A 13,939-nucleotide genomic window follows, 5' to 3' on the forward strand; every position below is an offset into this window, starting at 1 on the left:
TTAACAATGTATCAATGTACCAGTTTACCAATGAGATGCTTCGACAAGCTCAGCATGACAATGATTGTTACATTTTTACATTGGTATATTGTTATATTGAAATTTTTTCTTGTTTTTCTGCAAAAGCTATCGCTGCCTCTTTTACCCAAAGGTTTTCCTGCTGTGCTTTTACTTTTGTCTGCAATCTTTTCTTATTACAAGGTCCATTTCCTTTTAAGATCTCCATGAACTCATCCCAAGGAAGTTCTCCGAAATCATAATGTTGTCTTTCCTCGTTCCATTTTAAATCTTTATCCGGGACAGTTAATCCTAAGAATTCAGCCTGAGAAACGGTAACGTCGATAAATCTCTGACGAAGACTGTCGTTACTTTCTCTTTTTACTCTGTAATTCATAGAAATTTTTGAGTTTGGTGAACTGTCATCATTTGGACCAAACATCATTAAAGCCGGCCACCAGAAACGATTTAACGAAGCCTGAGCCATTTCTTTCTGTTGCTTTGTACCACGACAAAGTGCCATCAAAATCTCGTAACCTTGTCTTTGGTGGAAAGATTCTTCTTTACAGATTTTCACCATCGCTCTTGAATAAGGACCGTAAGAATTCCCCATCAACATTACCTGATTCATAATTGCAGCACCATCAACCAACCAGCCGATTGCGCCGATATCTGCCCAACTCAATGTCGGATAATTGAAAATACTTGAATATTTCGCTTTTCCTTCTAACATATCGTCGTAGGTAGCATCTCTGTCCGCTCTGATGGTTCCGTTTCCTAGCGTTTCAGTTGCAGAATACAAGTATAAACCATGACCTGCCTCATCCTGAACTTTAGCCAAAAGAGCCATTTTTCTTCTCAAAGAAGGCGCTCTGGAAATCCAGTTGGCTTCCGGCAACATTCCGACAATCTCAGAATGCGCGTGCTGTGAAATCTGACGAACCAATAATTTTCTGTAATCATCAGGCATTACATCTTTTGGTTCTACTTTATTTTCGTCGTGTACGTATTGTACAAATTTTTCTAAATCCATAATTTTTCCAATTTAACAATGTATCAGTCTAACAATGTACCAATGATTGTTACACTGGTAAATTGATATATTGTTACATTAATTTAATTATACATCATAATTAAGCATCACCACATTCGTTGTCGGGTGACATTGACAGGTAAGAACGAAGCCTCTGGCTACTTCTTCTTCGGTAAGCGCGTAGTTTTTTTCCATGAAAACTTCTCCTTCGAGAACTTCGGCTTTACACGTACAACAAACTCCTCCTTTGCAAGCAAAAGGTACAGGAAGATTGTCTTTCAATGCTTTATCTAAGATACTCTCTTTTTTAGAATTAAGGTGGAACGAATATTCATCATCATCGATAATGACCGTTACCATACTTTCGATGTTGGCAATCGCTTTGAATTCATCGCTCATTTCCTCCGAATTTTCTTCGTCAGGAGCAGTAAAATATTCAAATAAAACCTGAATTGCAGGTACTTTTTTATCTTTCTTTAAATAATCTGCGATCCCTTTGATCATTTCTGACGGTCCACAAATGAAGAAAGTTGATTCTTTCACATCGATATCTGCATATCTTTCAAAAAGGTGGTCAAGTTTTTCAGGGGAAATTCTTCCTTCAAAGATCGGGTCTGCATGTGCTTCACGACTTACCAAATAAACAACTTTCAGTCTTCCATTAAAAGTTTCCACCAATTTATCGATCTCAGCCTTTTTCATTACATGATTCATGCTTCTGTTGCTGTAGAACAGATAAGCGTTTGAATTTGGTTCCTGATAAAGACTTTCTTTAATATTTGACAACACTGGAGAAATTCCGCTTCCTGCAGCCAAACCAACGTAAGTTTTCACGTTTGTCGGGTGATAAGACGTATTAAAACCGCCCATTGGAGGCATTACTTCAAGGATTTCATCCATGTGAAGATGCTCATTGAAATAACCGGAAACTTTTCCGTTTTCCAATAATTTCACCAATACTTCCAGCGTGTTGCTTTTTTCACTCGGCGCATTGCAGATAGAATAAGAACGTCTCTCTTCGTTCCCGTCGATCATCATTCGGAAATTAAGATACTGCCCCTGTTTGAATCTGAATTTATCTTTCAGTTCCTCAGGAATTTCAACGGCTACATTTACAGCATCGTTGGTATCTTTCTGAACCCTTACAGTTTTTAATTTATAAAATGAATTCATTTTGTTTTTAGTATTCTATTAATTTTTCCACCTTCGCATTTAGGTAAGCTGTCCTGAGCATGAATTTTCACTTTCGTTGTGATTCCTACTCGCTTTTTTATTTCGTTTTCTATACTTTTTCCAAAGTTTCCGACAAAAATAGCATAATCATCGGTATTTTGATTTAAATTTTTCGAAGCTATTAATTCATCATCAATTTCAACATCAATATCCAATGCCACACACATTTGTTCTTTCTCAATCGGTGTTAAATAATAATTCGGAACTACACCTTCCACATGAGAAAACGCTTCTTCAATCTGACTTGGATATACATTGACACCTCTTACAATCAGCATATCATCGGCTCTTCCAAGAATTGGTTTCATTTTAACCATTGTTCTTTTTGAGTTTTCTTCGTAATAAAGACTTGTAATATCATTCGTCCAATAACGTAAAAGCGGCATTGCTTTTTTAGTTAAAGTCGTAATCACCAAAACTCCTTCTTCACCAAACGGAACAGGTTCTTTTGTAATCGGATCTAAAATTTCAGGATAAAAATGATCTTCCCAAATATAAGAACCTCCTTTTTCCTCAAAATCTTCCATCGAAACTCCCGGTCCGATAATTTCACTTAACCCATAAATATTGGTTGCATGAACGCCCAATCTTTCTTCGATGTGATGTCTGATCAATTCCGTCCAAGGCTCTGAACCTAAAACTGCATATTTTAAACTGATTTCATTTGCTGAGATTCCTCTTTTAGCAAATTCATCAGCGATTGTTAAAGCATAAGAAGGAGAACAACAAATAACTTCAGGTTTAAAATCCATGATTAAATCGACCTGTCTTGCTGTCATTCCTCCAGAAATTGGAAGAACGCTCATTCCTAATTTTTCAGCTCCGTAATGAAGTCCAAGTCCGCCAGTGAAAATTCCGTATCCATAAGCATTATGTAACTGCATTCCCGGTTTTGCTCCCGCTGCATTTAAAGATCTTGCTACGACTTCACTGAATAAATCAATATCTTCTTTTGTATATCCTACAACCGTTGGTTTTCCTGTTGTTCCGCTTGAACAGTGAATTCTTTGTAATTCATCCTTTGGAACCGTAAATAATCCGAACGGATAATTGTCTCTTAAATCTTGTTTGTAAGTAATCGGTAGTTTTGAAATATCTTCAATTGTCCTTATTTCTTGTGGCGATATTCCTAATTCATCAAATTTTCTTTTATAAAAATCTGACTTCTCTTCAAGATAACCCACCAAACTCACCAACCTTTCCGATTGGAGCTGTCTTAATTGGTCGAGTTTTAAGTACTCAACTGAAAAATCCACACCCATAACTAACTAACATTTGTTAGGTGTAAATTTAAAAAGAATTTGGAACGTGACAAAATTTTTATGACTTTCGTCATATTTTGAATGATTCTAAATAGTTGAGGCTAAGATTGAGATTGAGTTTAAGACGAATTTGCATCAAGTTTGTCATTCTAAAAGGAGCACAGCGGATTGAAGAATCTCTAAAGATAAACTTGAGATTCTTCCTTCGTCAGAATGACAAAATATTGTATAAAAAATATCACAAAGTTTGTCATTCAGAGCGTAACGAAGTGGAGCGTGGAATCTATTTATGTCAGTAAAGATTACTTCCAAATAACAAATTTTAAAAACCTGAATGATTTTCTCTCGCTGATTTATGAGATTAAGCAGATTTCTTTTATTTGCTTCATTGAAAATTAGATTTTGGAAACTTCAAGAATTTCCGGTCTTTCTAAATCATCTGAAATTTTTCCACTTTTGGCAAATTCAGTCCAGAGTTTTCTTAATTTTTTTCCGTTCTCATCAATATATTTCCATGGAATGTTTTTTAGAATTCCTGCATTTTTCCAGGCAGATTCGTTACCAAAAATAAAAGGAAGGTCAATAGCATGAGCTCCCAAAAAGTAATTGGAAACTTTAAAACGTGGATAAATTCTAAACAAATAAACATTTCCACCTGCTTTGGAAAAATTTTCCGCAAAATCTGCTGCAGGTTTTCCATAAATGATTTCTGTTGTCGTGCGGATTGCTTTGTTTATAATTTTTGCGGGAAAATATTTATTGATCGTATCAGAAGCTTTCAGGTAGAAAGCCGTTTCTTCATCATTCAAACCAATTAAAACATCAATTTCTTTTGCTTTCTGTTTCCATTTTTCTTCGGCCTCCCATTCATTGCACAATGGTGAAAAACCATATTGAGTTCCGAAAGGCATTGCAGCTTTTAAGCCATATTTTAAAAAAGAGGGAGCATTGTTTTTATAGTTTTCAATAATTTCTAAAACATCTGATTTATTGTTAAACATTCGTGTATTTTCCAGAAACTCTGCTGACATTTTTTGTCGGTTTTTCCTTAAACCTAAAGGAGCGCTGTGAATAATTACTCTTTTAAACAAGTTTTCAGTTCCTTCTGAAATCATTAAATGAGCAATTGCATCTCCGCCTGAAGACTGCCCAAAAAGGGTAATATTTTCTGAATCTCCACCGAAAGAAGCAATATCATTTTTAATCCATTTCAACGCTTCAATCAAATCAAACAGACCTAAATTAGCAGGTTTGTCTTCATTTCCGCCTAAAAAACCAAAAATACCTAAACGGTAAGAGACTGTAACAATAATTACATTATGTTCTTTTACCCAATCTCTGGGATCTGCCGTAAGAATATCACCGCAACCAATCTCATACGAACCACCATGAATCCAAACAATAACAGAAAGTTTTTCGTTTTCCTTAAAATTTTCAGGTCTGAAGACCGAAATATATTGTGGAGATTCATCCACTTCAAAATCATCTAAATTGGTTTTGCCAATCATTTTTTCAAGAAGTGGACTGATATTTTGCGGACAAACCGGAGTTTTTTCAGGGAAAATAATTTCCGAAGCGGAAGGCTCAACAGCAATCGGTTTTTTGAACCTTTCAGAATAAGCATACCGAATGTTTTTAGCTTTTAAAATTCCGTTTTCTCTGAAAGCTAAAATTCTTCCGAAAGGCGTCTGAAAAGTATAAGTATTAGAATTATTTTGATTTGCGGTCATGGTTTCGCAATAAAATTTAAACTTATTTATAACTACAATTTACAAATTTTGTTTTAAAAAAATATGCATATCCGTTTTCCATCATGGTAAAAATTTTAACGCAAAGAGCGCAAAGATTTCTTTAAACAACTCGCTGTTTTTTAAGCTCGCAAAGGCGTTTGACTTCGTTGAATCTTCGATTTCACTAAGCAAAGGATTGTATTAATTTTCAATCATTTACACAGTACGGATACTGGATTTAAAAACTAATCACAAATTTAATTCAGAGATTTAAATTCGCTTGGAGAAACCCCTACTTTACTTTTGAACAATCTTGTAAAATGCTGCGGATATTTAAATCCCAAATCGTAAGAAATTTGACTGATGGATTTTGATGCATCAAAAATCTGATCTTTTGCCACATCGATCAGTTTATTATGAATAAATTCCTGAGCAGAAATTCCGAGCTCTTTTTTAATTAAATCGCCAAAATAGTTCGCTGAAAGATTAAGCTGTTCAGCAAAATAATTAACCATCGGAAAGCCCAGATTTTTAGGTTTATCAGATTTCAAATAATCATCTAAAGATTTCTCAAACTTTCCTATAAAATTCTGATTAACGTGATCTCGTGTAATAAACTGACGGTCGTAAAAACGCATGCAGTAATTCAGAAACAATTCAATATTATTAACAATTAGTGATTTGCTATGTTTATCAATGGCTTGCTCGAGCTCAAGTTTTATATTTTTAAAACATTCTAAAATAATTTCCCTTTCTTTTTCTGAAAGATGCAACGCTTCATGAACATCATAAGAAAAGAAATTGTAGTCTCGGATGTTTCTTCCCAAATTGGTTCCTTTCAATAAATCTGGATGAAAAATTAAGGCAAAACCTGCAGGCTGAATATAAGTTCCTGCATTATAAATCCCATAAGTCTGTCCCGGAGCGATGAAAACCAGAGTTCCTTCCTGATAATCATAGCTGTGTTTTCCGTATTGCATATCACCACACATTACATCTTTCAGAAAAACGGTATAAAAACCAAACTGTCTTGTATGCTGACAAATAGGATCAGATTTAGAAAAATCTACCACACTTACCATCGGGTGCAATGTTTCGTGCTTCAGCATTTTATTGTATTCTGAAACACTGTTGTATATTTCAACTTCCTGATTTTCCATGAAGTAAATTTTTAATTTTAATTCAAAATTACCAATTTCCGACCTACAATTTTGGGTGTAAGTAAAATTGGTAAATGATTCTGTAATTTATATAAGTATTTTTACATTTAAAGTATCGATTTTTGTATCAGAAAATTGATGATCTGTTCTTTAAATTATAATATTTGATTTTAACGCAAAGAGCGCAAAGTTTTTTTTAATGTTTGAAAATATTTTTCGTTCGCAAAGGCGTTTGACTTCGTCGAATCTTCGATTTCACTCAGCAAAGAACACGAACATTTCAAATTATGATTGATTGAAGGTAATCAGTTTAGAAGAAATAGTATAATCAAACTAAATTAAAAAATATGGACACATTTACCGTAAAAGCTTTTGGAGCAGAATCTAAAACTGCTGATTTAGCAGAAATGAGTATTGAGAGAAGAGAAGTAACCGCAAATGATATAGAAATTGAAATTCTGTATTGCGGAGTTTGCCACTCTGATCTTCACACCGCAAGAAACGATTGGGGAGGATCGAAATACCCTTCTGTTCCCGGACATGAAATTATCGGAAAAATTACAAAAGTAGGAAGTGAAGTTTCTAAATTCAAAGTTGGCGATCTTGCAGGAGTTGGTTGTATCGTAGATTCTTGCGGACATTGTAACAGCTGTAAACATGATTTGGAACAATATTGTGAAAACGGATTTACAGGAACTTACAATGGAAATGACAAGCATTTGGGAGGTCATACTTTTGGAGGATATTCTCAAAAAGTAGTTGTGGACGCAGGTCACGTTTTAAAAATCCCGGCAAATCTAGATCTGGCTGCAGTTGCACCACTTCTTTGTGCAGGAATTACAACCTGGTCACCTTTAAGACACTGGAATGTTGGTTCTGATTCTAAAGTTGCCGTTGTTGGTTTAGGCGGATTGGGACATATGGCAATTAAGCTTGCAAAAGGTTTAGGAGCTGAAGTAACTTTATTCTCAAGAACTCCGGGAAAAACTGAAGATGCTAAAAAATTAGGCGCAGATCACGTCATTATTTCGACTGATGAAGAGCAAATGAATTCTGTAAAAGGAAAATTTGATTTAATTATTGACACTGTACCTTACGATCATGATGTAAATCCTTATATCACCACTTTAACGATTAACGGAACTCATGTTTTGGTAGGATTTATCGGTAAAATGGAAGACAGCTTGTTTACTCCACCAATGATCATGGGAAGAAAATCGGTTGCAGGATCTGTGATCGGAGGTATTGCCGAAACTCAGGAAATGCTTGATTTCTGCGGTGAACATAATATTGTTTCTGAAATAGAAATCATCAAAATGCAAGACATCAACGAAGCATATGAAAGAATGCTGAAAAGCGATGTGAGATACCGTTTTGTGATTGATATGAAATCTTTGTAATTTCAAATTTAATTATAAGAAAGACTCTTCATTTTTGGAGAGTCTTTTTTGTTTTATGGGCATAATTGACTTTGTTAGTTTTAAAGTGATAAGTTAACTAGTCCGTCTTTTTGCTTATGCAAAAATCCATTCCTTCAGAGAAGGGGAATTTTATTTGTACTCACCTTCCATTTCTTTGAAAGCCCATTCTGCCATTGAGTGAATGACGGGAATTAATCCTTTTCCGGATTGGCTTAAATTATAGGTAACATGTGGCGGAACAACAGGTTTTGCCGTTCTGATCACTAATCCGTCGTTTTCCAGTTGCTTTAAATGTTGAATAAGCATTTTTTCTGTGATCGCAGGAATTGCACGTTTCAGTTCACTGTATCTTTTGTCACTTGTAGAAAGATGATATAAAATAATAGGTTTCCAGTATCCACCGATTTTCTCCATCACATACGTTACGGGACAAAGATCTAATGCAATTTTTTTATTCTGCTGAATAGTAGAACTTTCTTTAATAGCTGCCATAATACATACTTTAGGGTAAGTACTTGTATAAAAGTATGTACAAATATAACTTTGTTCTCAGAAATAAAAAAATATTTATTATGAAAATTATCATCACAGGTTCATTAGGAAATGTAGCAAAACCACTTGTTCAACAATTAATTGGCGAAGGTCATGATATTACCGTAATCAGCAGTAACGAAACTAAGAAAGACGAAATAGAAACTTTAGGTGCAAAATCAGCAATCGGTTCTATTGCTGATTTAGATTTTTTAGTTAAAACTTTTGAAGGAGCAGATGCAGCATTTTTAATGACTCCGCCAAATATGGGCGGGGGTAATATTGTTGAAAACACCATTAATGCAGGAAAAAATTATGCAGAGGCGATCAAACAAACCGGATTAAAGAGAGTTGTCATGTTAAGCAGTATCGGCGCTGAGTCACCTATTGAAAACGGACCGATTAAAGGGTTACACTTTATTGAAAGATTCTACAATGAACTGGAAAATACTTCTGTCACATTTTTAAGAGCCGGATATTTTTATTTAAACTTCTTTAATGATATTCCTTTGATTAAAAATGCAGGAATTATAGGAGCCAATTTCTCTGGAGAGACAAAAGTTCCGTTGGTACACCCTAAAGATATTGCCAAAGCTGCAGCTGAAGAATTGGTTAAGAACTTTGAAGGCAAAAATGTAAAATATATTGTAAGTGATGAGCGTAAAGCTTCTGAATTCGCTCAAGTTTTTGGAAACGCCATCGGTAAACCCGACCTTCCTTGGATTGAATTTAAAGACGAAGATTCTTTAAATGGAATGCTTCAAGCCGGACTTCCTCAGGAAATGGCTGAATTGTACACCGAAATGGGAAGAGGAATCAGAACGGGTGTTGTACAAAAGGATTTTATTGAACATGGTTCTGTTGTTGATGGAGAGATTAAATTAGAAGAATTTGCAAAGGAATTTGCTGAAAAATTTAATGCTTAATTTCTTTTGGTTAATTTAAAAATTTCGGCGAGCCTTTGGCTCGCCGAAATTTTTAAATATTATAATTGTTTTTTGATAGGGTTTTACTCTATCCTTTGATAAGTCGTCCTTTCGGGACTTAAATTTTATTTCTTTAATGTTTCTTTTAAAACCTTCAATTTTCCATCAATCGGCTGTGTGATATTTAAACCCAAAATTTCAGCCACCAAAGGATAAACATTGATATTCTCAAATTCATCAATTACTAAGTTGTTATTAAGATTCGGTCCCCAAGCGAAGAATGTAGCTTTCGTTTCAGGGACGATTCTAGGATTATAACCGTGTTTTCCGACCGAAGTTCTTTTATCTCTTTCTAAAAATATTTTTGGAGCTTTTGGGATCAATAAAATTTGCCCGATTCTATTGTATCGGTCGTCTTTCGTTGCAAAATGCAAATATTTTGGTAATTTTTTATCCAGATAAACTTCATAATCATCGGTTTTATTGGCTTTTAATTCTTTATAAACTTTCTTAACCTCATCAGAATTTTTCACATAAACTCTTAATAAAGTCTGAGAATTATAATAATCGAATCTGTTTTTATCAAAAAGCATTTGAGGAATTTTGAGAGGATTTCCGCCATCAACTTTTATCATTCCATGATCGGAAACGAAGATAAAATTGACATTTTTTAAACCTAATTGATTTACTTTCTGAACCAACTCTCCTATCGCATTATCCACTAAATGAACAGCCACTTTTGTCTCTTTTGTGTCTGGTCCGAAACGATGTCCTGCACCGTCAACTTCCGGAAAGTATAATGAAATAAAGTGCGGTCTTTTGTCTTCAGGAAGTTTTAGCCAGTTAATTACTTTATCCACTTTTTCAGAAGGTATAAATTTTTCGTGATAGGGATAATAATATGTTGGTCTCATTCCACCTGCATCACTTGCAGAACCTACCCATTGCAAAGAAGCACTGATCGTCCCTTGTTTTTCTGCCAAGCTCCAAAGCGGAGTTCCACCGTACCAACTTCCGTCTTCAGCGTTTTGGCGATTGCTCATTGCGTAAGCTTCTTTACGTTGATAATCGTAGAAAAAATTATCTATTAAACCATGATGAGAAGGATATAATCCAGTGATTAATGTCCAGTGATTTGGGAAAGTAATACTTGGATAACTTGGAGTCATTGCTTTTGCCTGAATCCCTTCATTTGAATATTTTAAAAGATTTTGAGCATTGTATTTTTTAGCATAATCATATCTGAAACCATCTGCAGAGATCATGATGACATATGGTTTTTGCATTGCTTCAGCATTATTTATTCGGTCTGAAACGACAATCTGAGCCGTATCGACAGGGCTATTCTGAGCATAGATCATTAAAGAAAAAAACAGCAGTACAATTTGTATTCCTCGCTTCATTAGTAAATTTTTTGCAAAGTTACAGTCTACCATTCTCTCATAAAAATTAATATGATGAAAAATATATTAAATCTCTTTATTCATTTCAAACTGAGAGAGCCAATTTTTAAGTCCAACTCCTTTTTCTAAAAAAGCTGAAGTATTTTCTGAAGTATCATCTACATTATTCACAGATACAACTTGTCCACCACTCAATTTTTCAATAATTCTGAAAAGTTCTGTTCCAATTCCTTGTCTTCTGTAATTTTTATCAACAGCAATCTGAGACACTTTCCTTGCAACAGGGTTGTAAACAGCATATCCTACAAGTTGTTGATTTTTGTAAGCTCTTAGGATTTTGTATCTCTTTTCTCTATCAGTAAGTATCGCGTTAGAGTTCTGCCACGACGGCGTAATATCCCAAAAAGATTGAAAAACTTCCCACTGAAAGTTATCCATTTCTTCTATCGAAATTTCTCTATTTTTTTCTTTAAGCTCAACAATTCCGTTGAAACAAAGGAGTTTTCTAGCGATTTGAAAGCCTAGATTTTCATAAGCTCTAATGGCTGGATTATTTCTTTCGATGACTTCAAGAGTAAGTACATCTGCATTTTTTTCCTTTAAAACAGGAAGGATGAAATCGTACATTTTTCTGACAAGTCCTTTTCCTCTGTATTCTGGATTGATTCCTGTTCCTGCATTATAAATAATATATTGCCCGTTTTCTTCTTTCCAGGCCTGAAGGATAAATCCCTGCAGTTTATCAGATTCAAAAACACCGACAGACAATTTCATATCGATTTTCTCTAATGCTATTTTCAATTCTAATTGTTCTAATGATAAATGAAAAGGAACTACATAGTCCGAGAAAGAAGTATTAAATACTAATAAAAGCTCTTCTAAATCAACAAGTTCAAGATTTTTAAATTCCATGCATGATATTTATAAAGTAGTAAAGTTATTGACTTAAAAAACATCAATAAAGTTTGAATTTTCACACAATAAAAATACCTCTAAAAATTTAGAGGTATTCAAAAAACATATAATCTTTTCTATTTATTCTTTAATTAGCTTTTGATAAGATGTAGAGCCATCTTTTAAGCTGATTTCAAGATAGTAATTACCAGATTTTAAATCAGAAACATTAATGTTTTCTCCGTCGATTTTTACCGTTTTTACCTTTCTGCCTGTAGATTCATAAATATCAACTGATTGTATTTTATCAGCATTTTTGAAAGATACAGTTTCCTTTGCTGGATTAGGATAGAGACGAACTTTTTTACTTTCAGCAAAAACATCATTCACTCCTAAAGTTCCAGCTTTTGTTAACACTGCATATCCTCTGTTTCCTGTTCCTCCGCCATGATAAGCTAAAGTTGTAGAAGAACCTTTTGCAAAAAAGATATTCATAGTTCCTGCTGCATTGGTAAAGGCTGTATCTCCTGTTCCACCAGAAAGAGAACGTGTTGCTACAATTGTTCTGGTTCCTGAAGCAACGGTATTAGAAGTTATCGTCCAATCTTGTACAGCATCTGTACTTGGCGCTACTCCTACGCCACCAAAAGTATAATCTAAGTTTGCAGTTGTAGTTGAATTTGCATTATAAATAAACCCGTCTACTCCGGTTCCCATACCGCCACTTGTTCCGGTGCCTCCAAATCCTACCCCCAAATAAGAAGTATCAGGTCCTGTAAGCGTTAAAGTTGCTAAAGTTGGAGAAGTATCTAATTTCACAGTCATTCCAGTAGAAAGAGTAACTGTACCTGTCGAAAACTGTGCCCAAGCAAAATTGGCAAGAGCAATACTAAATGTAAGTAAAATTTTTTTCATTTTAATTTTTTAATAAATTGATAAGGTCTTTATTGTTTGTTTGTAAAGCATATTCAAAAGGAGTCATTCCCTGTGAATCTTTTATTGATTTATCGGCTTTGTGCTTCAGCAGCAATTCTGCCAATTCTTTATTACCGAATTTTACCGCCCAAAATAAAGGGGTAGATCCTGAAGAATCTGCAATATTCGGGTTGGCATTTTTCTTTAATAAATGTTCCACCAAGTCTTTATTATATTTCACAGAAAGCCCTGCAAGTGCAGTTCCTTCCTGACTTTTATAATTTACATCTTTCACATTGTCAATAAGAAATTTTGCTACTTCTACATTGCTTCTGTAACAAGCTAAAATCAACGGTGAAAAACCATTTTCATTGGTTTGATTGATCACATCGGGATTCTGTTTCATCAATTCTTTTACTTCAGCTACAGTTCCACTTCTGGCAATATCAAAAATAGATTTTGCTTTTTCCTGAGCCGACATTACCGTAAAGCTCAGAATGAAACTTAGGATAAAAAATATTTTTTTCATTGTTTCAGCATTACATAGTTATATTCAACATTTACATTTTCTGCTACTTTCTTCATGACCATTTTAGGAATGGTCACCTTAAAATCTGCGGGTCTTGCAACAAAAGTTCCCTGCATATAAATCTTTCCATCTTTAGAATAAATTGCAGCACTCGAATTCACTGCTCGATCAACTCCGTGAAAATTCAATGTTCCCTGAACTGTATATTTCTGAGGTGATGCCGTCAGTTTTGTTTTATCAAAGTTTACAATCTTTCCTTTAAAAGTTGTCTTCGGGTATTTTGCAGATTCTGCATAGCTTTCATTAAAATGTTCTTCCATTAATTTTACTTTAAAATGGAAATTTTTCACTGATGAAACTGATGCAAAATCTCCGTTATCTGCATTAATAACAGCAATATTATTATCATCCTGCGCATAAACATCTTCAAATAAAGGGACCGACGCTTCAAAAGTTACTTTGCCGGTTTTGGTTGAATATTTCTGAGCAGAAACAGCATTCGAAAAACTTAACGTGACAATTAATAATAGTAGGTTTTTCATATTAATTTTTTTAATTTTCGGTCAACCCATCGGCTTTCCATTTGGTGATAATTGAGATTTGTGTTGGTGATAAACTCCCGCCTTGAGGCATTTTCTGAGGATCTCCGACTGGTCTGCCAATTCTGTCAATAATTTTGTCGATATTATTTTTCACTTGGTTATAATTTGTCCAAGGCTGAAACGAAGCTGAACCTGTCGGTGAATGACAACCGATACAATTGGCATCAATTATTGGCTTTACATCTTTGTTATAGCTTACCAGTTCTACAACAGGAGTTTTATCTGAAATCTCTTCGTAGGTTCTGCTTTCACAGGCAATGGATATCAAAGCCAGTGAAATAATGTACATCATTTTTTTCATGC

At 34.5% G+C, this 13,939-nt stretch carries 14 protein-coding genes; 2 read left to right on the forward strand and 12 right to left on the reverse strand.

Annotated elements, in window-relative coordinates; translation table 11 throughout:
• Positions 1-91: 91 nt before the first annotated feature.
• The 5 genes from paaA to BUR17_RS18470 form a co-directional block, all read right to left on the reverse strand.
• Entirely contained in the window at positions 92-1,030 is a 939-nt protein-coding gene (gene paaA / locus BUR17_RS18450) for a 1,2-phenylacetyl-CoA epoxidase subunit PaaA (protein WP_074231975.1), read from the reverse strand.
• An 87-nt stretch (positions 1,031-1,117) separates the two neighbouring features.
• A complete protein-coding gene (locus tag BUR17_RS18455; protein ID WP_074231976.1) occupies positions 1,118-2,203 on the reverse strand; it encodes a 2Fe-2S iron-sulfur cluster-binding protein in 1,086 nt (361 codons plus the stop codon).
• A complete protein-coding gene (locus tag BUR17_RS18460; RefSeq protein ID WP_084550798.1) occupies positions 2,200-3,519 on the reverse strand; it encodes a phenylacetate--CoA ligase family protein in 1,320 nt (439 codons plus the stop codon). The genes BUR17_RS18455 and BUR17_RS18460 overlap by 4 nt, the downstream gene beginning before the upstream one ends.
• A gap of 401 nt (positions 3,520-3,920) precedes the next feature.
• Entirely contained in the window at positions 3,921-5,255 is a 1,335-nt protein-coding gene (locus tag BUR17_RS18465) for a carboxylesterase family protein (protein ID WP_074231978.1), read from the reverse strand.
• 257 nt (positions 5,256-5,512) lie between these two features.
• Positions 5,513-6,415 (reverse strand): helix-turn-helix domain-containing protein, encoded by a 903-nt coding sequence (locus tag BUR17_RS18470; protein WP_074231979.1) that lies wholly within the window; start codon positions 6,413-6,415, stop codon positions 5,513-5,515.
• Positions 6,416-6,762: 347 nt separating this feature from the next.
• Between BUR17_RS18470 and BUR17_RS18475 the strand changes: the two genes are divergently transcribed.
• Positions 6,763-7,815, forward strand: coding sequence for an NAD(P)-dependent alcohol dehydrogenase (locus BUR17_RS18475; RefSeq protein ID WP_074231980.1), 1,053 nt, complete (start codon positions 6,763-6,765; stop codon positions 7,813-7,815).
• A gap of 150 nt (positions 7,816-7,965) precedes the next feature.
• Here the strand turns inward: BUR17_RS18475 and BUR17_RS18480 are convergent, their stop codons facing one another.
• On the reverse strand, positions 7,966-8,328 hold the full coding sequence (locus BUR17_RS18480; protein WP_074231981.1) for a winged helix-turn-helix transcriptional regulator: 363 nt from the start codon (positions 8,326-8,328) through the stop codon (positions 7,966-7,968).
• A gap of 80 nt (positions 8,329-8,408) precedes the next feature.
• Here BUR17_RS18480 and BUR17_RS18485 point away from each other — a divergent pair, with 80 nt between their 5' ends.
• Positions 8,409-9,293 (forward strand): NmrA family NAD(P)-binding protein, encoded by an 885-nt coding sequence (locus tag BUR17_RS18485; RefSeq protein WP_074231982.1) that lies wholly within the window; start codon positions 8,409-8,411, stop codon positions 9,291-9,293.
• A gap of 125 nt (positions 9,294-9,418) precedes the next feature.
• Here the strand turns inward: BUR17_RS18485 and BUR17_RS18490 are convergent, their stop codons facing one another.
• The 6 genes from BUR17_RS18490 to BUR17_RS18515 form a co-directional block, all read right to left on the reverse strand.
• Positions 9,419-10,696: an alkaline phosphatase family protein gene (locus BUR17_RS18490; RefSeq protein WP_074231983.1), complete on the reverse strand. Its 1,278-nt coding sequence runs from the start codon at positions 10,694-10,696 to the stop codon at positions 9,419-9,421.
• Between the two features lie 66 nt (positions 10,697-10,762).
• Positions 10,763-11,608, reverse strand: coding sequence for a GNAT family N-acetyltransferase (locus BUR17_RS18495; protein WP_074231984.1), 846 nt, complete (start codon positions 11,606-11,608; stop codon positions 10,763-10,765).
• Between the two features lie 123 nt (positions 11,609-11,731).
• Positions 11,732-12,505: a T9SS type A sorting domain-containing protein gene (locus tag BUR17_RS18500; RefSeq protein WP_074231985.1), complete on the reverse strand. Its 774-nt coding sequence runs from the start codon at positions 12,503-12,505 to the stop codon at positions 11,732-11,734.
• Position 12,506: 1 nt separating this feature from the next.
• A complete protein-coding gene (locus BUR17_RS18505; RefSeq protein ID WP_074231986.1) occupies positions 12,507-13,034 on the reverse strand; it encodes an ankyrin repeat domain-containing protein in 528 nt (175 codons plus the stop codon).
• The gene (locus tag BUR17_RS18510) at positions 13,031-13,576 is read right to left on the reverse strand and encodes a YceI family protein (RefSeq protein WP_074231987.1); all 546 of its coding nucleotides are present in this window, start codon (positions 13,574-13,576) and stop codon (positions 13,031-13,033) included. Before BUR17_RS18510 ends, BUR17_RS18505 begins: the two co-directional genes overlap by 4 nt.
• Before the next feature lie 10 nt (positions 13,577-13,586).
• Positions 13,587-13,928, reverse strand: coding sequence for a hypothetical protein (locus BUR17_RS18515; protein WP_228418852.1), 342 nt, complete (start codon positions 13,926-13,928; stop codon positions 13,587-13,589).
• Positions 13,929-13,939 lie beyond the last annotated feature (11 nt).

The organism is Chryseobacterium scophthalmum (assembly GCF_900143185.1).
Classification (GTDB): Bacteria; Bacteroidota; Bacteroidia; order Flavobacteriales; family Weeksellaceae; genus Chryseobacterium; species Chryseobacterium scophthalmum.